At 52.1% G+C, this 23349-nt stretch carries 19 protein-coding genes; 14 read left to right on the top strand and 5 right to left on the bottom strand.

Annotated features, from left to right (window positions below; all coding sequences use genetic code 11):
• The first annotated feature begins 19 nt into the window (after positions 1-19).
• Entirely contained in the window at positions 20-571 is a 552-nt protein-coding gene (gene yfcE / locus HUZ68_RS15540) for a phosphodiesterase (RefSeq protein WP_000772452.1), read from the top strand.
• A 57-nt stretch (positions 572-628) separates the two neighbouring features.
• Complete coding sequence (yfcD, locus tag HUZ68_RS15535) at positions 629-1171, top strand: NUDIX hydrolase YfcD (protein ID WP_000437935.1); 543 nt, start codon at positions 629-631, stop codon at positions 1169-1171.
• 32 nt (positions 1172-1203) lie between these two features.
• Here yfcD and yfcC read toward each other — a convergent pair whose 3' ends face one another.
• The 3 genes from yfcC to ackA all read right to left on the bottom strand — a co-directional run bounded on the left by yfcC (position 1204) and on the right by ackA (position 6335).
• Complete coding sequence (gene yfcC, locus HUZ68_RS15530; RefSeq protein WP_001274493.1) at positions 1204-2724, bottom strand: putative basic amino acid antiporter YfcC; 1521 nt, start codon at positions 2722-2724, stop codon at positions 1204-1206.
• Positions 2725-2913: 189 nt separating this feature from the next.
• Positions 2914-5058, bottom strand: coding sequence for a phosphate acetyltransferase (gene pta, locus HUZ68_RS15525; protein ID WP_000086716.1), 2145 nt, complete (start codon positions 5056-5058; stop codon positions 2914-2916).
• 74 nt (positions 5059-5132) lie between these two features.
• Positions 5133-6335, bottom strand: a complete 1203-nt coding sequence (ackA, locus tag HUZ68_RS15520; RefSeq protein WP_000095707.1) for an acetate kinase — start codon at positions 6333-6335, stop codon at positions 5133-5135.
• A gap of 337 nt (positions 6336-6672) precedes the next feature.
• Here ackA and yfbV point away from each other — a divergent pair, with 337 nt between their 5' ends.
• The 4 genes from yfbV to HUZ68_RS15500 all read left to right on the top strand — a co-directional run bounded on the left by yfbV (position 6673) and on the right by HUZ68_RS15500 (position 10285).
• Positions 6673-7128 carry a terminus macrodomain insulation protein YfbV gene (gene yfbV / locus HUZ68_RS15515; RefSeq protein ID WP_000106627.1) on the top strand — a complete coding sequence of 152 codons (456 nt, stop codon included), beginning with the start codon at positions 6673-6675 and terminating at the stop codon, positions 7126-7128.
• An 82-nt stretch (positions 7129-7210) separates the two neighbouring features.
• A complete protein-coding gene (locus tag HUZ68_RS15510; RefSeq protein ID WP_000426124.1) occupies positions 7211-7705 on the top strand; it encodes a YfbU family protein in 495 nt (164 codons plus the stop codon).
• Positions 7706-7715: 10 nt separating this feature from the next.
• Positions 7716-8366: a hexitol phosphatase HxpA gene (hxpA, locus tag HUZ68_RS15505; protein WP_001203399.1), complete on the top strand. Its 651-nt coding sequence runs from the start codon at positions 7716-7718 to the stop codon at positions 8364-8366.
• An 86-nt stretch (positions 8367-8452) separates the two neighbouring features.
• Complete coding sequence (locus HUZ68_RS15500) at positions 8453-10285, top strand: SLC13 family permease (RefSeq protein ID WP_021533053.1); 1833 nt, start codon at positions 8453-8455, stop codon at positions 10283-10285.
• Positions 10286-10343: 58 nt separating this feature from the next.
• Here the strand turns inward: HUZ68_RS15500 and yfbR are convergent, their stop codons facing one another.
• A complete protein-coding gene (gene yfbR, locus HUZ68_RS15495; RefSeq protein ID WP_033815401.1) occupies positions 10344-10943 on the bottom strand; it encodes a 5'-deoxynucleotidase in 600 nt (199 codons plus the stop codon).
• 83 nt (positions 10944-11026) lie between these two features.
• Positions 11027-12244: an alanine transaminase AlaA gene (gene alaA, locus HUZ68_RS15490; protein ID WP_000074527.1), complete on the bottom strand. Its 1218-nt coding sequence runs from the start codon at positions 12242-12244 to the stop codon at positions 11027-11029.
• 919 nt (positions 12245-13163) lie between these two features.
• Between alaA and lrhA the strand changes: the two genes are divergently transcribed.
• The 8 genes from lrhA to nuoH all read left to right on the top strand — a co-directional run bounded on the left by lrhA (position 13164) and on the right by nuoH (position 23339).
• Entirely contained in the window at positions 13164-14102 is a 939-nt protein-coding gene (gene lrhA, locus HUZ68_RS15485; RefSeq protein WP_000622286.1) for a transcriptional regulator LrhA, read from the top strand.
• 629 nt (positions 14103-14731) lie between these two features.
• Positions 14732-15175 carry an NADH-quinone oxidoreductase subunit NuoA gene (gene nuoA / locus HUZ68_RS15480; RefSeq protein WP_000062997.1) on the top strand — a complete coding sequence of 148 codons (444 nt, stop codon included), beginning with the start codon at positions 14732-14734 and terminating at the stop codon, positions 15173-15175.
• Between the two features lie 15 nt (positions 15176-15190).
• Positions 15191-15853, top strand: a complete 663-nt coding sequence (nuoB, locus tag HUZ68_RS15475; protein ID WP_000386733.1) for an NADH-quinone oxidoreductase subunit NuoB — start codon at positions 15191-15193, stop codon at positions 15851-15853.
• A gap of 93 nt (positions 15854-15946) precedes the next feature.
• A complete protein-coding gene (gene nuoC, locus HUZ68_RS15470) occupies positions 15947-17749 on the top strand; it encodes an NADH-quinone oxidoreductase subunit C/D (protein WP_000247878.1) in 1803 nt (600 codons plus the stop codon).
• A 2-nt stretch (positions 17750-17751) separates the two neighbouring features.
• Positions 17752-18252: an NADH-quinone oxidoreductase subunit NuoE gene (gene nuoE / locus HUZ68_RS15465; protein ID WP_000545042.1), complete on the top strand. Its 501-nt coding sequence runs from the start codon at positions 17752-17754 to the stop codon at positions 18250-18252.
• Positions 18249-19586 (top strand): NADH-quinone oxidoreductase subunit NuoF, encoded by a 1338-nt coding sequence (gene nuoF / locus HUZ68_RS15460; RefSeq protein ID WP_000789502.1) that lies wholly within the window; start codon positions 18249-18251, stop codon positions 19584-19586. Before nuoE ends, nuoF begins: the two co-directional genes overlap by 4 nt.
• A 52-nt stretch (positions 19587-19638) precedes the next feature.
• Positions 19639-22365, top strand: a complete 2727-nt coding sequence (gene nuoG, locus HUZ68_RS15455) for an NADH-quinone oxidoreductase subunit NuoG (protein ID WP_001296257.1) — start codon at positions 19639-19641, stop codon at positions 22363-22365.
• Positions 22362-23339, top strand: coding sequence for an NADH-quinone oxidoreductase subunit NuoH (gene nuoH, locus HUZ68_RS15450; protein WP_000118507.1), 978 nt, complete (start codon positions 22362-22364; stop codon positions 23337-23339). Before nuoG ends, nuoH begins: the two co-directional genes overlap by 4 nt.
• The last annotated feature ends 10 nt before the right edge of the window (positions 23340-23349 follow it).

The following is a 23349-nucleotide window of genomic DNA, read 5'->3' as shown; positions in this document are numbered from 1 at the left end:
TTTCGACGAGGAGTGAGTGATGAAACTGATGTTTGCATCGGACATTCATGGGTCGTTACCGGCGACGGAACGTGTTCTGGAGTTGTTTGCCCAAAGCGGTGCCCAGTGGCTGGTGATCCTTGGCGACGTGTTGAATCACGGCCCGCGTAATGCTTTACCGGAGGGTTACGCGCCAGCCAAAGTCGCTGAACGGCTTAATGAAGTGGCACATAAGGTTATCGCTGTGCGCGGCAACTGCGACAGCGAAGTGGATCAAATGCTGCTGCATTTCCCGATAACCGCGCCGTGGCAACAGGTATTACTGGAAAAACAACGTCTGTTTTTGACGCATGGTCATCTTTTTGGCCCGGAAAATCTGCCTGCTTTAAACCAGAACGATGTGCTGGTGTACGGCCATACCCATCTGCCAGTGGCAGAACAGCGGGGGGAGATTTTCCACTTCAACCCCGGCTCGGTGAGTATTCCGAAAGGCGGTAATCCGGCGAGTTATGGCATGCTGGATAATGACGTACTTAGTGTAATCGCACTCAATGATCAAAGTATCATTGCGCAGGTCGCGATTAATCCGTAATTTACCCACAACTCATAATGCGCCGTAAGAGCGCCAGAAAAAGAAGGTTTCCTGATAATGGAACAGCGTCGTTTGGCAAGTACTGAATGGGTGGATATTGTCAATGAAGAGAACGAAGTCATTGCACAAGCCAGCCGGGAACAAATGCGGGCACAGTGTCTGCGTCATCGTGCAACTTACATCGTCGTGCATGATGGCATGGGCAAAATTCTGGTCCAGCGTCGTACCGAGACAAAAGACTTTTTACCCGGCATGTTAGATGCGACCGCAGGCGGTGTGGTTCAGGCCGATGAGCAACTGCTGGAATCCGCGCGTCGCGAAGCGGAAGAAGAGTTGGGCATTGCCGGTGTCCCCTTTGCCGAGCACGGGCAGTTCTATTTCGAAGATAAAAATTGCCGTGTCTGGGGCGCATTGTTCAGCTGCGTCTCTCACGGTCCCTTCGCCCTACAGGAAGATGAAGTCAGTGAAGTTTGCTGGCTGACGCCGGAAGAAATCACCGCACGCTGCGATGAGTTCACTCCAGACTCGCTGAAAGCGCTGGCGTTGTGGATGAAGCGCAATGCCAAAAATGAAGCCGTAGAGACTGAAACGGCAGAATGAAAAAAGAGCCGCAATTGCGGCTCTTAACATTTTTAGTGGTAGCCCATCAACTGAGCGCCGATCACCACGACGCTGGACATAATAAACAGCAGTCCAAGTAGGGTCGCGCCCACCTTCAGCCAGTTACGGAAGTCCACCCGGCAAACACCGAGCGTTGCCATTAACGAAGCTGAGGTTGGGTAAATGATGTGACTGAAGCCATCACCAAACTGGAACGCCAGCACGGTAACCTGACGGTTAACACCGACCAGATCGCCAAGCGGTGCCAGTAACGGCATGGTTAACGCCGCCTGACCAGAACCGGACGTCACGAAGAAATTAAATACCGCCTGGAAGAGCAACATAAACCAGGCCGCGACCGCGTTGTCCAGACCGCTAATGGCATTGGCAATGCTGTTGAGGATAGTATTTAACACGCTGGCATCACCTGCTTCACCATTACCAACCAGCAGCAAAATCCCTTTGGCGAAACCCACCAGCAGGGCAGGGGCGATCATCATTCTCGCCCCTTCGGTAAAGGATGAAGCCATGGTATTAACCGTCATGCCGTTAAGGCGGAAAACAACGCCGATGATGCCAATCACCAGACCCATGGTGAAGAACTGGCTGGCAATTTCTGGAATAAACCAGGCATTAACGATCACGCCCCAAATCACCCAGACCATTACGGCGGTCAGGACAATCAATACCAGCCAGTCACCAAAGGTAAACGGACGTTGTTCAACATCCGCCTGCTTTTCACGAAAGAAGCGGTCGGACTCATGCACGCGTGACAGAAGAGGATTCTTTTTCACTCGTGAGGCGTACACCATGGTAAAGATCAGGCCAATCAGAGTGGCGATAACCCACACCACGATGCGCAACCCGGAGCCAGAAAGCACCGGAACGCCGGCAATCCCCTGAGCAACGACCACACAAAACGGGTTCATCCACGAACTGGCAAAACCGATTTGCGTGGCAATATAGGTCACCAGGACGGTGGTAATACTGTCATAGCCCAGCCGGACCATTAGCGGTGCGATGATAATGGCAAAGGCGACGGCCTCTTCTCCCATACCAAATACCGCGCCGCCAAGTGAAAACAGAATAAACAGCGCAGGAATAAAGAGAATTTCATTCCCGCGGGTATGGCGAATAAGCGCCAGGATACCGTTATCAATGGTTCCTGTACGCATCACAATGCCAAACGCGCCGCCAATCACCAGCATAAACATGATGATGCCAACGGCTGTCCCGTATTTCGATCCTGAGGTTAACCCTTCAAACGGGAAGTTCATCAGGCCCGGGCGTTCATCGCCCGTCGTGAACAGCTGTACGCGGTGATACTCAGGTTCGCCTGCTTCGTTAGTCAGAATGCGAAATGAGTGTGGATCTACGACTTTGCGTGTTTTTGTTTGACCATCAACCTGATACTGCACTTCCTGACTGTCAAACATCCCCACCGGAACTACCCAGGTGGCAAGGCTGGTTAAAATAGCAACAAAAAAGATAATCACCAACGTATCGGGCATTGCCCATCTTCTTGTTGGTTTGGATTCAGTGATTGCGGACATAGCGCAAATATTCCCTTGCACAAAACAAAGTGGTAAGTATGCAAAGTGAAATGGCGCAATTCATTGATGCAGCGCAGTTAAGCAAGATAATCAGAAAGGATTAATGCAAATTAAGAGAATAAAAAACCGGAAATAGTGACTATTTCCGGTTCAGATATCCGCAGCGCAAAGCTGCGGATGATGACGAGATTACTGCTGCTGTGCAGACTGAATCGCAGTCAGCGCGATGGTGTAGACGATATCGTCAACCAGTGCGCCACGGGACAGGTCGTTAACCGGCTTGCGCATACCCTGCAGCATCGGCCCGATGGAGATCAGGTCGGCAGAACGCTGTACCGCTTTGTAGGTGGTGTTACCGGTGTTCAGATCCGGGAAGATGAACACGGTAGCGCGACCTGCAACCGGAGAGTTCGGCGCTTTAGATTTCGCAACGTCAGCCATTACCGCAGCGTCGTACTGCAGCGGACCGTCGATCATCAGGTCAGGACGTTTTTCCTGCGCCAGACGAGTTGCTTCGCGAACTTTTTCTACGTCGCTACCTGCACCAGAAGTACCGGTGGAGTAGGAGAGCATAGCAACGCGCGGTTCGATACCGAAGGCTGCAGCGGAATCAGCGGACTGAATCGCGATTTCTGCCAGCTGTTCTGCGGTCGGATCCGGGTTGATCGCACAGTCACCGTAAACGTAAACCTGTTCCGGCAGCAGCATGAAGAACACAGAAGATACCAGGGAGCTGCCCGGTGCAGTTTTGATCAGCTGCAGCGGCGGACGGATGGTGTTTGCGGTAGTGTGAACAGCACCGGAAACCAGACCATCAACTTCATCCTGTTCCAGCATCAGCGTACCGAGCACCACGTTGTCTTCCAGCTGTTCGCGGGCAACGGTTTCGGTCATGCCTTTGTTCTTACGCAGCTCGACCAGACGACCAACATAGCTTTCGCGAACCACTTCTGGATCAACGATTTCAATGCCTGCACCCAGTTCTACACCCTGAGACGCTGCAACACGGTTGATCTCTGCCGGATTACCCAGCAGTACGCAAGTTGCGATACCACGTTCAGCACAGATAGCGGCTGCTTTAACGGTACGCGGTTCGTCACCTTCCGGCAGTACGATACGTTTGCCCGCTTTGCGCGCAAGTTCAGTCAGCTGATAACGGAACGCTGGCGGAGACAGACGACGGCTGCGCTCAGAAGTGGCAGTCAGAGAATCGATCCAGTCAGCGTTGATGTAGTTAGCAACGTATTCCTGAACTTTCTCGATACGCTCGTGATCGTCAACTGGAACTTCCAGGTTGAAGCTCTGCAGGCTCAGAGAAGTCTGCCAGGTGTTGGTGTTCACCATAAATACCGGCAGGCCGGTAGCGAAAGCACGTTCGCACAGTTTAGAAATGCGCGCGTCCATTTCGTAGCCGCCAGTCAGCAGCAGGGCACCGATTTCTACGCCGTTCATGGCAGCCAGGCAAGCGGCAACCAGCACGTCAGGACGGTCTGCGGAAGTCACCAGCAGAGAACCGGCACGGAAGTGCTCCAGCATGTGCGGAATGCTGCGTGCGCAGAAAGTGACGGATTTAACGCGGCGAGTATTGATGTCGCCTTCGTTGATGATGGTCGCATTCAGGTGGCGAGCCATATCGATCGCACGAGTCGCGATCAGGTCAAAGCTCCACGGCACAGCGCCGAGAACCGGCAGCGGGCTGGATTCTTGCAGCTTCGCCGGATCAACATTGTTTACTTTAGCTTTGGAAGAGTCGTCGAAAATCTCGGACAGATCCGGGCGAGTACGACCCTGTTCATCAACCGGTGCGTTCAGTTTGTTAACGATAACGCCGGTGATGTTGGTGTTTTTGGCACCGCCGAAGCTGTTGCGGGTCAGTTCGATACGCTCTTTCAGCTGTTCTGGGGTGTCGGTGCCCTGAGACATAACGAAGACGATTTCCGCATTCAGCGTTTTAGCGATTTCGTAGTTCAGAGACTGGGCAAACTGGTGCTTACGTGTCGGGACCAGACCTTCAACCAGAACGACTTCAGCGTCTTTGGTGTTAGCGTGGTAGTTTGCGACGATCTCTTCCATCAGCACATCTTTCTGATTGCTGGAAAGCAGACCTTCAACGTAGCTCATTTTCAGCGGTTCAGCGGCCGTCGTGGTGGAAGAGTTCGCACGCACGATAGTCGTAGTCTGATCGGGCGCATCGCCACCGGTACGCGGCTGAGCGATAGGTTTGAAAACGCTCAGACGAACGCCTTTGCGTTCCATTGCACGGATCACGCCAAGGCTGACGCTGGTCAGACCGACGCTGGTTCCGGTAGGGATCAGCATAATAATACGGGACACGGTTTATCCTCTTTCGTTACCGCCGATTTGGCGGGTTACAAAACAGCACCGCCAGCTGAGCTGGCGGTGTGAAATCAGGCAGTCAGGCGGCTCGCGTCTTGCGCGATAACCAGTTCTTCGTTGGTTGGGATAACCACCGCAGGACGGGTACCTTCTTTGTTGATGAAACCAGATTTGCCGAAACGTGCAGCCAGGTTGCGTTCATGATCAACTTCAAAGCCCAGCACGCCCAGTTTGCCCAGAGACAGTTCACGAACCATCGCGGCATTTTCACCGATACCACCGGTGAATACAACAGCGTCCAGACGACCATCCATCAGCGCAGTGTAGGCACCGATGTATTTCGCCAGGCGGTGGCAGTAAACGTCCATTGCGCGCTTCGCGTCTTCTTTCGTCGCGTAGTTGTCTTCAACATAGCGGCAGTCGCTGGTCACTTCGGTCAGACCCAGCAGGCCAGACTCTTTGGTCAGCAGTTTGTTGATTGCGTCAACGCTCATGCCCAGGGTGTCGTGCAGGTGGAAGATGATCGCCGGATCGATATCACCAGAACGGGTACCCATGACCAGACCTTCCAGCGGGGTCAGGCCCATAGAGGTGTCAACGCATTTACCGTTGCGGATAGCAGAAACGGAACCACCGTTGCCCAGGTGGCAGGTGATGATGTTCAGTTCTTCTACCGGTTTGTTCAGCATTTTTGCCGCTTCCTGGGTTACATAGAAGTGGCTGGTGCCGTGCGCGCCGTAACGACGGATGCCGTGCTCTTTGTACAGGTTGTACGGCAGGGCGTAGAGGTAAGACTCTTCCGGCATAGTCTGGTGGAACGCGGTGTCAAATACAGCAACGTTTTTGTCTTTCAGCTGTGGGAAAGATTTCAGAGCTTCTTCGATACCGATCAGGTGAGCCGGGTTGTGCAGCGGTGCAAAAGAAGCTGCATCTTTGATACCCTGAATAACAGACTCATCGATCACTACGGAGCTGGTATACTTTTCGCCGCCGTGTACGATACGGTGACCGATAGCAGTCAGCTGCGCAGACAGTTCTGGTTTTTGTGCCAGAATAGTATTAACGATAAAGTTGAGCGCTTCGCTGTGAGCGGCGCCTGCACCTAAAGCCGCTTCCTGTTTATTGCCGTCCATTTTCCATTTGATACGTGCTTCGGGCAGGTGGAAACATTCGGCTAAACCAGAAAGGTACTCTTCACCATTTACTGCATCGATGATGGCAAATTTCAGTGAAGAACTACCGCAGTTCAGAACCAGTACTAACTTACTCGACATGGAAGTACCTATAATTGATACGTGGCTAAAAAAACGTCAGGGAGCCATAGAGCGTAGCGCATGATGACACCGACATTTATGATTAACATCATGCACTGCAAATTTTTTTTGCATGATGGAAGAAATATCTTGAGTCTATGCCATTTTGCGTAATTTTCAGCCAATGGCATAATGTATATGAATTTGACGACTCAATGAATATGTACTACTTAGGCCTTCAGGCTGCTAAAGGATACCTGATAGTGGGTATGGAAGACAAAATGTTTTGAACGTTGTCCCGCTGAGTTGTGAATTTGCACAAATTTTTGAATCTTTATATGTGAAGTTGAGGTGAAGCATGTCAACGCCGGATAATCGTTCTGTTAATTTTTTTAGCTTGTTTCGCCGGGGACAGCATTACTCAAAGACGTGGCCGCTGGAAAAACGCCTTGCCCCGGTCTTTGTCGAAAATCGCGTTATCAAGATGACGCGTTATGCGATCCGTTTTATGCCGCCGATCGCCGTATTTACTCTCTGCTGGCAGATTGCCCTGGGCGGTCAGCTTGGGCCGGCAGTTGCCACTGCGCTGTTCGCCTTAAGTTTACCCATGCAGGGATTGTGGTGGCTGGGCAAGCGTTCTGTAACGCCATTACCCCCTGCTATCCTCAACTGGTTTTATGAAGTTCGCGGTAAATTGCAGGAGTCTGGACAGGTGTTGGCACCCGTTGAAGGCAAGCCTGATTACCAGGCATTAGCTGACACGCTTAAGCGCGCCTTCAAACAACTGGATAAAACTTTCCTTGATGATTTGTAATTGACCCCTGATTACGCATATAAAAGAAGGCATACTCAGCCTTCTTTTTTTTCACCGTAATAGAGTGATACAGGAGTCAACAATGGAAATGACCAACGCGCAACGTCTTATTTTGTCTAATCAGTACAAGATGATGACTATGCTCGATCCGGCAAATGCTGAACGTTACCGTCGCCTGCAAACAATCATTGAGCGTGGTTATGGATTACAGATGCGTGAACTGGATCGCGAGTTTGGCGAGCTGAAAGAAGAAACCTGCCGCACTATCATCGACATTATGGAGATGTATCATGCGTTGCATGTTTCCTGGTCTAATTTGCAGGACCAGCAATCCATCGATGAACGTCGTGTCACCTTCCTTGGCTTTGACGCCGCCACTGAAGCACGTTACCTCGGTTATGTCCGCTTTATGGTTAATGTGGAAGGGCGCTATACCCATTTTGACGCCGGAACTCACGGTTTTAACGCCCAGACGCCAATGTGGGAAAAATATCAGCGCATGCTTAATGTGTGGCATGCCTGCCCGCGTCAGTACCATTTGAGCGCCAACGAAATTAATCAAATTATCAACGCCTGAGGAGGCCCGCGTGCGGTGCAAAGGTTTTCTGTTTGATCTTGATGGAACGCTGGTGGATTCCCTGCCTGCGGTAGAACGGGCGTGGAGCAACTGGGCCAGACGTCATGGGTTAGCGCCGGAAGAGGTGCTGGCTTTCATTCACGGTAAACAGGCGATCACCTCTCTGCGCCATTTTATGGCGGGCAAATCCGAGGCTGATATTGCCGCCGAGTTTACGCGTCTGGAGCAAATCGAGGCCACGGAAACCGAAGGTATTACCGCGCTTCCGGGGGCAATCGCCTTACTCAATCATTTGAATAAAGCAGGTATTCCGTGGGCCATTGTGACTTCTGGCTCCATGCCGGTAGCGCGAGCGCGCCATAAAATAGCGGGGCTTCCCGCACCAGAGGTGTTTGTAACCGCTGAGCGAGTGAAGCGCGGAAAACCAGAACCTGATGCGTATCTGTTAGGCGCGCAGCTGCTGGGGCTTGCGCCGCAGGAGTGTGTGGTGGTGGAAGATGCTCCCGCTGGCGTGCTTTCTGGCCTGGCGGCGGGTTGCCATGTCATTGCGGTTAACGCTCCGGCAGATACCCCGCGCCTGAATGAGGTCGATTTGGTCCTCCACAGTCTGGAGCAAATTACTGTGACCAAACAGCCAAATGGCGATGTTATTATTCAGTGAAACACCTGATCATGATTTAGCCCCGTCTCGTCGGGGCTTTTTTATGGCAGAATCAAGTCATCCCCCTCAATTAACAAGGATAAGTTGTGAACGGTGAATTGATTTGGGTTCTTTCATTACTGGCCGTTGCCATCGTCTTGTTTGCGACGGGCAGAGTGCGTATGGATGCGGTCGCTTTGTTTGTTATTGTCGCGTTTGCATTAAGCGGAACGCTGACAGTCCCAGAAGTATTTTCCGGCTTTTCTGATCCTAACGTTGTCCTGATTGCCGCCTTGTTTATTATTGGCGATGGTTTGGTCCGTACCGGTGTTGCCACCGTAATGGGAACATGGCTGGTCAAAGTTGCGGGCAACAGTGAAATCAAAATGTTGGTTTTGTTGATGCTGACCGTCGCGGGGCTTGGCGCGTTTATGAGTTCAACCGGCGTTGTCGCTATCTTTATTCCCGTGGTGTTAAGCGTTGCCATGCGTATGCAAACTTCGCCGTCACGTCTGATGATGCCGTTAAGTTTTGCCGGGCTGATTAGCGGCATGATGACGCTGGTGGCGACGCCGCCGAACCTGGTAGTCAACAGTGAATTGCTGCGTGAAGGCTATCACGGCTTCAGTTTCTTTAGCGTAACACCTATTGGCCTGGTCGTGCTGGTGCTGGGTATTTTGTATATGTTAGTGATGCGTTTCATGCTGAAAGGGGATACCCAGATCCCGCAGCGCGAAGGCTGGACGCGTCGAACCTTTCGCGATCTTATCCGTGAATATCGACTGACCGGGCGTGCGCGACGTCTGGCTATCCGCCCCGGATCGCCAATGATTGGTCAACGGCTGGACGATCTCAAATTACGTGAGCGTTATGGCGCTAACGTCATCGGTGTTGAACGCTGGCGGCGTTTTCGTCGCGTTATCGTGAACGTTAATGGGGTTTCTGAATTTCGCGCGCGTGACGTTTTGCTTATTGATATGTCTGCGGCTGATGTCGATCTCCGGCAATTTTGTAGTGAGCAATTGCTGGAGCCGATGGTACTGCGCGGCGAGTATTTTTCTGACCAGGCCCTTGATGTGGGCATGGCAGAGATTTCATTAATTCCTGAGTCAGAACTGATTGGTAAATCGGTGCGCGAAATTGGTTTTCGTACCCGCTACGGACTGAATGTGGTGGGGCTAAAGCGCAATGGCGTGGCGCTGGAAGGTTCGCTGGCGGATGAGCCTCTGCTGCTGGGCGATATCATCCTGGTTGTGGGTAACTGGAAACTGATCGGTATGCTGGCCAAACAGGGCCGCGACTTCGTAGCGCTGAACTTACCGGAAGAGGTGAGTGAAGCATCGCCCGCGCACAGCCAGGCACCCCATGCCATTTTCTGTCTGGTGCTAATGGTGGCGTTAATGCTGACAGATGAAATTCCTAATCCTGTTGCCGCTATCATCGCCTGCCTGCTGATGGGGAAATTCCGCTGTATAGATGCTGAAAGCGCCTATAAATCCATTCACTGGCCGAGCATTATTTTGATCGTTGGGATGATGCCGTTTGCTGTGGCATTACAGAAAACGGGAGGTGTCGCGCTGGCGGTGAAAGGGCTGATGGACATTGGCGGTGGTTACGGGCCACATATGATGCTGGGTTGTTTGTTTGTCTTGTCGGCGGTTATTGGGCTATTTATCTCTAATACCGCGACGGCGGTGTTGATGGCTCCGATTGCGCTGGCTGCTGCCAAAACGATGGGTGTGTCGCCTTATCCATTCGCGATGGTCGTGGCGATGGCAGCATCCGCCGCCTTTATGACACCGGTTTCTTCACCTGTTAACACACTGGTTTTAGGTCCGGGAAATTACAGCTTCAGTGACTTTGTGAAGTTGGGGGTACCGTTCACCATTATCGTGATGGCGGTTTGTGTGGTGATGATCCCGATGCTGTTTCCGTTTTGACAAGAGCCTGATGTCGCATCCGGCGCTTATTGCCTGATGCGACGCAGACTCCGGCTGCTTACAGCGGTGAATCCTGGCTAATCTCATCGAGCGAAAGATGGAAGCTGGGAACAAATACTTCCATGAAGTAGTCCATCTCCTGGCTGCGACGCGCTGCAAGCGTCGCTTCCAGTCGCGTTTTTGCCAGCAAGAATTCATTATTTCCGGCCGCGAGTTCTTCCAGACATTTCAGATATGCACACAGTGCATCTGCCTGTTTCACCAACGATTTTTCTTCATCGCTATATGCATGCTCGTCAATTAACGGCGCAAAGATATCCTGCAGCTCTTCCGGAACCATATCGACCAGTTTTTGCTGAGCGATTTTTTCAATAGCCTTGTATTCCTGAGCGATTTGCGAATTGAAGTATTTCACCGGAGTAGGGAGATCGCCGGTGAGCACTTCTGAGGCATCGTGGTACATCGCCAGTAAAGCGATACGTTCGGCGTTGACATTACCGCCAAATTTCCGATTTTTGATAGCTGCCAGCGCATGGGCGACCATCGCTACCTGCAAACTGTGTTCGGACACATTTTCCGTCCGCACATTGCGCATGAGCGGCCAGCGGTTAATGAGTTTCAGGCGGGAGAGATGGGCAAAAAAATGGCTCTGTTTCATAGTGACCTTACGTATGATGACATCATCAGGTCATTGTGGCGGGATAACACTGCCGGATGCAATCTCCGGCAGTGAAATTAAGATTACAGCTGATGATAACCAGAAAGGAAACGCGCGAACTTGCTCAAAGACAGCTCGATATCATCGACACGCGGTAGCGTGACAATGCGGAAGTGATCCGGCCACGGCCAGTTGAATGCCGTCCCTTGCACCAACAGAACTTTTTCCTGCAACAGGAAATCCAGCACCATTTTCTGATCGTCGTGAATGTTAAAGCGTTTGGCGTCGATTTTCGGGAACATGTACAGCGCACCACGAGGTTTCACGCAGGAAACGCCCGGAATATCGTTGATCAATTCCCACGCGCGGTTACGCTGCTCATAAAGACGACCGCCAGGGGTAATAAATTCACTGATGCTCTGATAACCACCCAGCGCGGTCTGAATGGCGTGTTGCGCAGGAACGTTAGCACACAGGCGCATTGAAGCCAGCATTTCCAGACCTTCGATGTAGCCTTTGGCGTGTTTTTTCGGCCCGTTCAACACCATCCACCCCTGACGGAAGCCTGCAACGCGGTACGTTTTCGACAGTCCATTAAAGGTAATGGTCAGCAGGTCAGGTGCCAGCGGCGCAATTGAGTGATGCTCAGCGTCGTCGTAGAGAATTTTGTCATAAATTTCATCGGCGAAGATAATGAGATTATGCTGACGTGCAATCTCCACAATCTCCATTAAAAGCTCTTTGGAATATACCGCGCCGGTTGGGTTATTTGGGTTGATAATAACGATCCCACGCGTACGAGGCGTAATTTTAGCGCGAATATCATCGAGGTCCGGGAACCAGTCAGAGGATTCATCGCAAAGATAATGCACCGCTTTACCGCTGGAAAGCGAAACCGCCGCGGTCCATAGTGGGTAATCTGGTGCAGGAACCAACATTTCGTCCCCGCTGTTCAGCAATGCCTGCATTGCCTGAACGATAAGCTCCGATACACCATTGCCGATGTAAATATCTTCCACGGTAACATCACGCATGCCACGAGCCTGGTAGTGCTGCATGATGGCTTTACGCGCGGAGTAAAGACCTTTGGAATCGCAATACCCTTGAGCTGTAGGCAGGTTGCGTATCACGTCAACGAGGATTTCATCTGGCGCGTCAAAACCGAACGGGGCTGGGTTGCCGATGTTCAGTTTCAGTACCTTGTTACCTTCTTCTTCCAGGCGTTTTGCTTCTTTCAGCACCGGACCACGGATGTCATAACAGACATTCTCTAATTTGCTGGATTTTTCAATGGGGGACATGAATCTTGACCTTTTTTGCTGTTATCGCCACTCCCTGCCGTGGAAGTCAGCTTAGAACAATGTACTCCCCCAGGACGGTGTTTTGAAGGTCTGCAGAATAAGATTTTGCCAGAGGGGAAGGTTCGATTGTGCTGTTAATAACTTAATAATGACAAAATAATGAGGTGTATATGCTTTACATGCAATGTTATATAGTGAATTGTTCTGATTCTTGATTGTAAGTCTGGTTTTTTTATCTGTAAGATAATTGTGTGAAAATGCCTCATTTAAGAATTCACTAATGAAACGCGATGATGATATTTCCGCATTACGGAGAGTTTAACAGCGTGATGATTTCCGAGGTGTCGCAATGGGGGCAAGGTGTGAAACTATTGTTAAGCGGAATTAATGAATGAGGATGATGCTAATTAATTATTATTTAATATTCAAAAAGGTTTTGATGTGCTTATTAATAATAGAAGATTACTTTGCCTAACATAACATAACTTTGCATCAGATAATTCGCAATGACCCTTATAAATAAAAGGTTTTTGGGGTAAAATGCTCGCATAAATGACGGATCCCTGCTCTTGATGCCGCCTCACCATTGCTGTTTGTACGTGTTCGCGTATGACCAGCGATGCTGCACGAGAGTGGAACAAGGACTCACATTTACATTTATACAAACACGCGCATGTCATAAATAGAAAAGAGTGAGTAACTTAATAGATATGCGATCCCTGAAGATATATTCTGTGATCTACTTCAGGCATTATAACGGAACAATGTGAGTCGCTTTTTTAGTGCAACTCATATGCATTTTTACTTTCGTCCGGGTTCCGGATGAAACTGCCAGGGAGGCACATTACAAATGGAATTGCTTGTTTGTGTGTGCACAGCATTAACCAGCTCAGTATGAGCCGCCAGTAAGTGATAATATATGATAAGTGCAAATCGTCCGATAATTAACCTCGACCTCGATCTGCTGAGAACATTTGTTGCTGTTGCCGATCTGAACACTTTTGCTGCCGCAGCTGCCGCTGTGTGTCGTACTCAGTCCGCCGTAAGTCAGCAAATGCAGCGTCTGGAACAACTCGTTGGGAAAGAACTGTTCGCTCGTCACGGTCGCAACAAACTGTTAACTGAACATGGCATTCAACTTCTTGGTTACGCCAGGAAAATCCTGCGTTTTAATGATGAGGCCTGCTCATCATTAATGTTCAGTAATCTTCAGGGCGTGTTAACTATCGGTGCTTCAGATGAATCTGCCGATACGATCTTACCTTTCCTGTTAAATCGCGTGAGTTCGGTTTATCCGAAATTAGCGCTGGATGTCCGCGTTAAACGTAATGCCTATATGGCAGAAATGCTGGAATCCCAGGAAGTGGATTTGATGGTAACCACCCATCGTCCTTCAGCGTTTAAGGCATTGAACCTGCGTACCTCGCCAACACACTGGTACTGCGCAGCGGAATACGTATTGCAAAAAGGTGAGCCGATCCCTCTTGTATTGCTGGATGATCCAAGTCCGTTTCGCGATATGGTGCTGGCGACGCTTAATAAAGCAGATATTCCCTGGCGACTGGCTTATGTCGCCTCGACGCTTCCGGCCGTTCGTGCGGCAGTGAAAGCCGGTCTTGGCGTGACGGCAAGGCCGGTCGAGATGATGAGTCCGGACTTGCGTGTGCTGAGTGGAGTAGATGGCTTACCGCCGCTACCTGATACCGAATATTTGCTGTGCTATGACCCGTCCAGTAATAATGAGCTGGCCCAGGTGATCTATCAGGCGATGGAGAGCTACCATAATCCGTGGCAATACAGCCCAATGTCTGCTCCGGAAGGAGATGACTCATTGTTAATTGAAAGGGATATCGAGTAATCGACGGACCATAGATAATTCCTGGAACAATAGTGTAAAAACGAGCCGCTGGGGGTGTTTTAAACCCCAGCGGCTTTTTTTTAGTAAAGAACCTTCTTCACATCGTGCAGAATGTACAAAACTGGTCATTTTTTAATCACCAGAGATTCACGCCCCGTACGCACAAATAATCGCCTGAAAAAAATCACCTGCTACAATGATGTTAAAAAATACGTAAATTTGTTGCTGCGTTTTTGTTATGGAATGACAAAAGCGTGTCACAGATCAAGAAAATACTCTCTTTTGGGGGGAGGAATCGACACAAATTCCTGTCAAAATAGACCCGTATTTTTTCCATTGCTTCACAACGGACACGATTCAACAACATCTAATTATCCTGGAGTCGTCAAGGATCTGGGGTGAAAGGGCATTAAATGCTAATGGTGTTGATATTATGTAAACTAATGTGAAGAAACTTTTGTTAAAGTTGACAAAAGGTTATAGAAAGGAGTAAAAGACCACATCAATTAGCTGTATAAAAGAATTTCTACAGTGATTGTAAGGTTTTTTTTATTCCTCCCCATGAATCGATGTGGCGTCCATCTGCCGTGAAGAGCAGTGAATCTGGCGCTACTTTTGATGAGTAAGCAATGAGTATGTCAACATCCACTGAAGTCATCGCTCATCACTGGGCATTCGCTATCTTTCTTATCGTTGCCATTGGCCTGTGTTGCCTGATGCTGGTAGGCGGTTGGTTTTTAGGCGGTCGCGCACGCGCGAGGTCGAAAAACGTGCCGTTTGAATCCGGTATCGACTCGGTCGGCTCCGCCCGCTTACGCCTGTCCGCCAAGTTTTATCTGGTGGCCATGTTCTTCGTTATCTTCGACGTTGAAGCGCTGTATCTGTTCGCATGGTCAACCTCTATCCGCGAAAGCGGCTGGGTAGGCTTTGTGGAAGCTGCAATTTTTATTTTTGTGTTACTGGCAGGTCTGGTTTATCTGGTGCGTATTGGCGCGCTGGACTGGACGCCCGCGCGTTCACGCCGCGAGCGTATGAACCCGGAAACGAACAGTATCGCTAATCGTCAACGCTAACCGCGAGGCATTAAGATGGATTATACGCTCACCCGCATAGATCCCAACGGTGAGAACGACCGTTACCCCCTGCAAAAGCAGGAGATCGTAACCGACCCTCTGGAGCAAGAAGTTAACAAAAACGTGTTTATGGGCAAGCTCAATGACATGGTTAACTGGGGTCGTAAAAACTCAATTTGGCCGTATAACTTCGGTCTTTCCTGCTGTTACGTTGAGATGGTGACTTCGTTTACCGCGGTGCATGACGTGGCGCGTTTTGGCGCAGAAGTATTGCGTGCTTCGCCGCGTCAGGCTGACCTGATGGTGGTTGCAGGAACCTGCTTTACCAAAATGGCACCGGTTATTCAGCGTCTGTATGACCAGATGCTGGAACCAAAATGGGTTATCTCAATGGGTGCCTGTGCCAACTCTGGTGGTATGTACGATATTTATTCCGTTGTGCAGGGCGTCGATAAATTCATCCCGGTTGATGTGTATATCCCGGGCTGCCCGCCGCGTCCTGAAGCGTACATGCAGGCACTGATGCTGTTGCAGGAATCTATCGGCAAAGAACGTCGTCCGCTCTCCTGGGTGGTTGGCGATCAGGGCGTTTATCGCGCCAATATGCAATCAGAGCGCGAACGCAAGCGCGGTGAACGCATTGCCGTAACCAACCTGCGTACACCTGACGAGATTTAATTTGCGCCTGTCGGCAAAGGGATTTTTCTTCGCTTATTCCTAAATCTATTTCGCGAAGCTTACTGCGCCGACAGTCACCACGGACCATTTGCAATGGTGAACAATATGACCGACTTAACCGCGCAAGAACCCGCCTGGCAGACCCGCGATCATCTTGATGATCCGGTAATTGGCGAACTGCGCAACCGTTTTGGGCCGGATGCCTTTACTGTTCAGGCGACTCGCACCGGGGTTCCCGTTGTGTGGATCAAGCGTGAACAATTACTGGAAGTTGGCGATTTCTTAAAGAAACTGCCGAAACCTTACGTCATGCTGTTTGACTTACACGGCATGGACGAACGTCTGCGCACACACCGCGAAGGGTTACCTGCCGCGGATTTTTCCGTTTTCTACCATCTGATTTCTATTGATCGTAACCGCGACATCATGCTGAAGGTGGCGCTGGCAGAAAACGACCTGCACGTACCGACCTTCACCAAACTGTTCCCGAACGCTAACTGGTATGAGCGTGAAACCTGGGATCTGTTTGGCATTACATTCGACGGTCACCCGAACCTGCGCCGCATCATGATGCCGCAAACCTGGAAAGGTCACCCGCTGCGTAAAGATTACCCGGCGCGCGCTACCGAATTCTCGCCGTTTGAGCTGACCAAAGCCAAACAGGATCTGGAGATGGAAGCCCTGACCTTCAAACCGGAAGAGTGGGGGATGAAGCGCGGCACCGAAAACGAGGACTTCATGTTCCTCAACCTCGGTCCGAACCACCCGTCGGCGCACGGTGCTTTCCGTATCGTTTTGCAGCTCGATGGCGAAGAGATTGTCGACTGCGTACCAGACATCGGCTACCACCACCGTGGTGCGGAGAAAATGGGCGAACGCCAGTCCTGGCACAGCTACATTCCGTATACCGACCGTATCGAATACCTCGGCGGCTGCGTTAACGAAATGCCTTACGTGCTGGCGGTAGAGAAACTGGCCGGGATCACCGTGCCGGATCGCGTTAACGTCATTCGCGTTATGCTCTCCGAACTGTTCCGTATCAACAGCCACCTGCTGTACATCTCGACCTTTATTCAGGACGTCGGCGCAATGACGCCCGTGTTCTTCGCCTTTACCGATCGTCAGAAAATTTACGATCTGGTGGAAGCGATCACGGGTTTCCGTATGCACCCGGCGTGGTTCCGTATTGGCGGCGTAGCGCACGACCTGCCGCGCGGCTGGGATCGCCTGCTGCGTGAGTTCCTCGACTGGATGCCGAAACGTCTGGCGTCTTACGAGAAAGCGGCGCTGCAAAATACCATTCTGAAAGGTCGTTCCCAGGGCGTTGCCGCCTATGGCGCGAAAGAGGCGCTGGAGTGGGGCACCACTGGCGCGGGCCTGCGTGCTACCGGGATCGACTTCGACGTGCGTAAGGCGCGTCCTTATTCTGGCTATGAAAACTTCGACTTTGAAATCCCGGTTGGTGGTGGTGTTTCTGACTGCTACACCCGCGTAATGCTGAAAGTGGAAGAGCTGCGCCAGAGTCTGCGCATTCTTGAGCAGTGCCTCAACAACATGCCGGAAGGCCCGTTCAAAGCGGATCACCCGCTGACCACGCCGCCGCCGAAAGAGCGCACGCTGCAACATATCGAAACCCTGATCACCCACTTCCTGCAAGTGTCGTGGGGGCCGGTGATGCCTGCCAATGAATCCTTCCAGATGATTGAGGCGACCAAAGGGATCAACAGTTACTACCTGACCAGCGACGGTAGCACCATGAGTTATCGCACTCGTATCCGCACGCCGAGTTATGCGCATTTGCAGCAAATTCCGGCGGCGATCCGCGGCAGCCTGGTGTCTGACCTGATTGTTTATCTGGGCAGTATCGATTTTGTTATGTCAGATGTGGACCGCTAATTATGCACGAGAATCAACAACCACAAACCGAGGCTTTTGAGCTGAGTGCGGCAGAGCGTGAAGCGATCGAGCACGAGATGCACCACTACGAAGACCCGCGTGCGGCGTCCATTGAAGCGCTGAAAATCGTTCAGAAGCAGCGTGGCTGGGTGCCGGATGGTGCGATCCACGCGATCGCCGATGTGCTGGGTATTCCGGCAAGCGACGTCGAAGGTGTGGCAACGTTCTACAGTCAGATCTTCCGCCAGCCGGTTGGTCGCCATGTGATCCGTTATTGCGACAGCGTGGTCTGTCATATCAACGGGTATCAGGGTATTCAGGCGGCGCTCGAGAAAAAGCTGAACATCAAACCAGGGCAAACGACATTTGATGGCCGCTTTACGCTGCTGCCAACTTGCTGCCTGGGGAACTGTGATAAAGGGCCAAACATGATGATCGATGAGGACACTCACGCGCATCTGACCCCGGAAGCGATCCCTGAACTGCTGGAGCGGTATAAATGAAAAACATTATCCGTACTCCCGAAACGCATCCGCTGACCTGGCGTCTGCGCGATGACAAACAGCCAGTGTGGCTGGACGAATACCGCAGCAAAAACGGTTACGAAGGGGCGCGTAAGGCGCTGACCGGGCTGTCTCCGGACGAAATCGTTAATCAGGTAAAAGACGCTGGTCTGAAAGGGCGCGGTGGCGCGGGCTTTTCTACCGGCCTGAAATGGAGCCTGATGCCGAAAGACGAATCCATGAACATCCGTTACCTGCTGTGTAACGCCGATGAAATGGAGCCAGGCACCTATAAAGACCGCCTGTTGATGGAGCAACTGCCGCACCTGCTGGTGGAAGGTATGCTCATCTCCGCGTTTGCGCTGAAAGCTTACCGTGGCTACATCTTCCTGCGTGGCGAATATATCGAAGCGGCAGTAAATCTGCGCCGCGCCATTGCCGAAGCCACTGAAGCGGGCTTGCTTGGCAAAAACATTATGGGAACAGGTTTCGACTTCGAACTGTTCGTCCATACCGGGGCAGGGCGCTACATCTGCGGGGAAGAAACAGCGTTAATCAACTCCCTGGAAGGGCGTCGTGCTAACCCACGCTCGAAACCCCCCTTCCCGGCAACCTCCGGCGTATGGGGCAAACCGACCTGTGTCAACAACGTCGAAACCCTGTGTAACGTTCCGGCGATCCTCGCTAACGGCGTGGAGTGGTATCAGAACATCTCGAAAAGTAAAGATGCTGGCACCAAGCTGATGGGCTTCTCTGGTCGGGTGAAAAATCCGGGACTGTGGGAACTGCCGTTCGGCACCACCGCACGCGAGATCCTCGAAGATTACGCCGGTGGTATGCGTGATGGTCTGAAATTTAAAGCCTGGCAGCCAGGCGGCGCGGGGACTGACTTCCTGACCGAAGCGCACCTTGATCTGCCGATGGAATTCGAAAGTATCGGTAAAGCGGGAAGCCGTCTGGGTACGGCGCTGGCGATGGCGGTTGACCATGAGATCAACATGGTGTCGCTGGTGCGTAACCTGGAAGAGTTTTTCGCCCGTGAGTCCTGCGGCTGGTGTACGCCGTGCCGCGACGGTCTGCCGTGGAGCGTGAAAATTCTGCGTGCGCTGGAGCGTGGCGAAGGTCAGCCGGGCGATATCGAAACACTTGAGCAACTGTGTCGATTCTTAGGCCCGGGTAAAACTTTCTGTGCCCACGCACCTGGTGCCGTGGAGCCGTTACAGAGCGCCATCAAATATTTCCGCGAAGAATTTGAGGCGGGGATCAAACAGCCGTTCAGCAATACCCATTTGATTAATGGGATTCAGCCGAACCTGCTGAAAGAGCGCTGGTAACCGAATTTCGATTAACGCTCAGTCTCTGACTGAGAAAACTGGAAGCATGCTAATGGCTACAATTCATGTAGACGGCAAAGAATACGAGGTCAACGGAGCGGACAACCTGCTGGAAGCTTGTCTGTCTCTGGGCCTTGATATTCCTTACTTTTGCTGGCATCCGGCGCTGGGAAGCGTCGGTGCTTGCCGCCAGTGTGCGGTGAAGCAATACCAAAACGCGGAAGACACGCGTGGTCGCCTGGTGATGTCCTGTATGACACCGGCTTCCGATGGCACCTTTATTTCCATTGACGACGAAGAAGCGAAACAGTTCCGTGAAAGTGTGGTCGAGTGGTTAATGACCAACCACCCGCACGACTGTCCGGTATGTGAAGAAGGCGGTAACTGCCATCTTCAGGATATGACCGTGATGACCGGACACAGCTTCCGTCGCTACCGTTTCACCAAACGTACCCACCGTAATCAGGATTTGGGGCCGTTCATCTCTCACGAAATGAACCGCTGCATCGCCTGCTACCGCTGCGTGCGTTACTACAAAGATTACGCTGACGGTACAGATCTGGGCGTTTATGGCGCGCACGACAACGTCTACTTCGGTCGCCCGGAAGACGGCACGCTGGAAAGCGAATTTTCCGGTAACCTGGTCGAAATTTGCCCGACCGGCGTATTTACCGACAAAACGCACTCCGAGCGTTACAACCGTAAATGGGATATGCAGTTTGCGCCGAGCATCTGCCAGCAATGTTCCATCGGCTGTAACATCAGCCCCGGCGAGCGTTATGGCGAACTGCGTCGTATCGAAAACCGTTACAACGGTACGGTAAACCACTACTTCCTCTGCGACCGTGGTCGTTTCGGTTACGGTTACGTCAACCTGAAAGATCGTCCGCGTCAGCCAGTACAGCGTCGTGGCGATGATTTCATTACCCTCAACGCCGAACAGGCAATGCAGGGCGCAGCAGATATTCTGCGTCAGTCGAAGAAAGTGATCGGCATTGGTTCTCCGCGCGCCAGCGTGGAAAGTAACTTTGCGCTGCGTGAGCTGGTGGGCGAAGAAAACTTCTACACCGGTATCGCTCACGGTGAGCAGGAACGTCTGCAACTGGCGCTGAAAGTACTGCGTGAAGGCGGCATTTATACTCCTGCTCTGCGCGAAATCGAATCTTACGATGCGGTACTGGTGCTGGGCGAAGACGTTACCCAGACCGGCGCGCGCGTCGCGCTGGCAGTGCGTCAGGCGGTGAAAGGTAAAGCGCGCGAAATGGCGGCAGCACAGAAAGTGGCTGACTGGCAGATTGCGGCAATCCTCAACATCGGTCAACGTGCGAAGCATCCGCTGTTTGTTACCAACGTTGATGACACCCGTCTGGATGATATCGCGGCGTGGACTTACCGCGCACCGGTTGAAGATCAGGCGCGTTTAGGTTTTGCCATCGCCCATGCGCTGGATAACTCCGCGCCAGCGGTTGACGGTATTGAACCTGAACTGCAAAGCAAAATCGACGTCATCGTGCAGGCACTGGCGGGTGCGAAGAAACCGTTGATTATCTCCGGGACGAACGCCGGTAGCGCTGAAGTAATTCAGGCTGCGGCTAACGTCGCGAAAGCCCTGAAAGGTCGCGGCGCTGACGTCGGTATCACCATGATTGCCCGTTCCGTCAACAGCATGGGGCTGGGCATTATGGGCGGTGGATCGCTTGAAGAAGCGTTAACCGAACTGGAAACCGGACGCGCCGACGCGGTGGTGGTGCTGGAAAACGATCTGCATCGTCACGCTTCTGCTACCCGCGTGAATGCTGCGCTGGCTAAAGCGCCGCTGGTGATGGTGGTTGACCATCAACGCACAGCGATCATGGAAAACGCCCATCTGGTACTTTCCGCTGCCAGCTTTGCTGAAAGCGACGGTACGGTAATTAATAATGAAGGTCGCGCCCAACGTTTCTTCCAGGTTTACGATCCGGCTTATTACGACAGCAAAACTGTCATGCTGGAAAGCTGGCGCTGGTTACACTCGCTGCACAGTACCCTGTTGAGCCGTGAAGTGGACTGGACGCAGCTCGACCATGTGATTGACGCTGTTGTGGCGAAAATCCCGGAACTGGCAGGTATCAAAGATGCTGCGCCGGATGCGACATTCCGTATTCGTGGGCAGAAACTGGCCCGTGAACCGCACCGTTACAGCGGTCGTACCGCCATGCGCGCCAATATTAGCGTTCATGAGCCACGTCAGCCGCAGGATATTGACACCATGTTTACCTTCTCGATGGAAGGTAACAACCAGCCGACTGCGCACCGTTCGCAAGTGCCGTTTGCCTGGGCGCCAGGCTGGAACTCCCCGCAGGCGTGGAACAAATTCCAGGACGAAGTGGGCGGCAAACTGCGCTTTGGCGATCCGGGCGTGCGTCTGTTTGAAACCAGCGAAAATGGTCTGGATTACTTCACCAGCGTACCGGCACGCTTCCAGCCGCAGGACGGGAAATGGCGTATCGCGCCGTACTACCACCTGTTTGGCAGCGATGAATTGTCACAGCGTGCTCCGGTCTTCCAGAGTCGTATGCCGCAGCCGTACATCAAACTCAACCCAGCGGATGCCGCGAAGTTGGGTGTGAACGCAGGTACACGCGTCTCCTTTAGTTACGATGGCAACACGGTCACGCTGCCGGTTGAAATCGCCGAAGGGCTGACGGCAGGGCAGGTGGGCTTGCCGATGGGTATGTCCGGCATTGCTCCGGTGCTGGCTGGCGCGCATCTTGAGGATCTCAAGGAGGCACAACAATGAGTTGGATATCACCGGAACTGATTGAGATCCTGCTGACCATCCTCAAAGCGGTGGTGATCCTGCTGGTGGTTGTCACCTGCGGGGCATTCATGAGCTTTGGCGAACGTCGCCTGCTGGGTCTGTTCCAGAACCGTTACGGACCTAACCGTGTTGGCTGGGGTGGTTCGCTCCAGCTGGTTGCGGACATGATCAAAATGTTCTTTAAAGAAGACTGGATCCCGAAATTCTCGGATCGCGTCATCTTTACCCTAGCACCGATGATTGCCTTTACCTCGCTGCTGCTGGCCTTTGCAATTGTGCCAGTCAGTCCGGGTTGGGTGGTTGCCGACCTGAACATCGGGATTTTGTTCTTCCTGATGATGGCAGGTCTGGCGGTTTACGCGGTGCTGTTTGCGGGCTGGTCAAGTAACAACAAATACTCGCTGCTGGGTGCGATGCGTGCTTCTGCGCAGACCCTGAGCTACGAAGTGTTCCTCGGGCTTTCCCTGATGGGCGTGGTGGCGCAAGCCGGTTCATTCAACATGACCGACATCGTTAACAGCCAGGCGCATGTGTGGAACGTCATCCCGCAATTCTTTGGTTTTATTACCTTTGCCATCGCGGGCGTGGCGGTGTGTCACCGTCACCCGTTTGACCAGCCGGAAGCCGAGCAGGAACTGGCGGATGGTTACCACATTGAATATTCCGGTATGAAGTTCGGTCTGTTCTTCGTGGGTGAGTACATCGGGATTGTGACCATCTCTGCATTGATGGTGACGCTGTTCTTCGGTGGCTGGCAAGGCCCGTTGTTACCACCATTCATCTGGTTCGCGCTGAAAACCGCGTTCTTTATGATGATGTTCATTTTGATTCGTGCGTCGTTACCGCGTCCGCGTTATGACCAGGTAATGTCCTTCGGCTGGAAAATCTGCCTGCCGCTGACGCTGATCAACTTGCTGGTAACGGCGGCTGTCATTCTCTGGCAGGCGCAATAAGGGGCAATAA

The organism is Shigella dysenteriae (assembly GCF_022354085.1).
GTDB classification, from domain to species: domain Bacteria; phylum Pseudomonadota; class Gammaproteobacteria; order Enterobacterales; family Enterobacteriaceae; genus Escherichia; species Escherichia coli.
The sequence above is the reverse complement of the archived record's forward strand: the minus strand, read 5'-3'. Positions and strand labels throughout refer to the sequence as shown.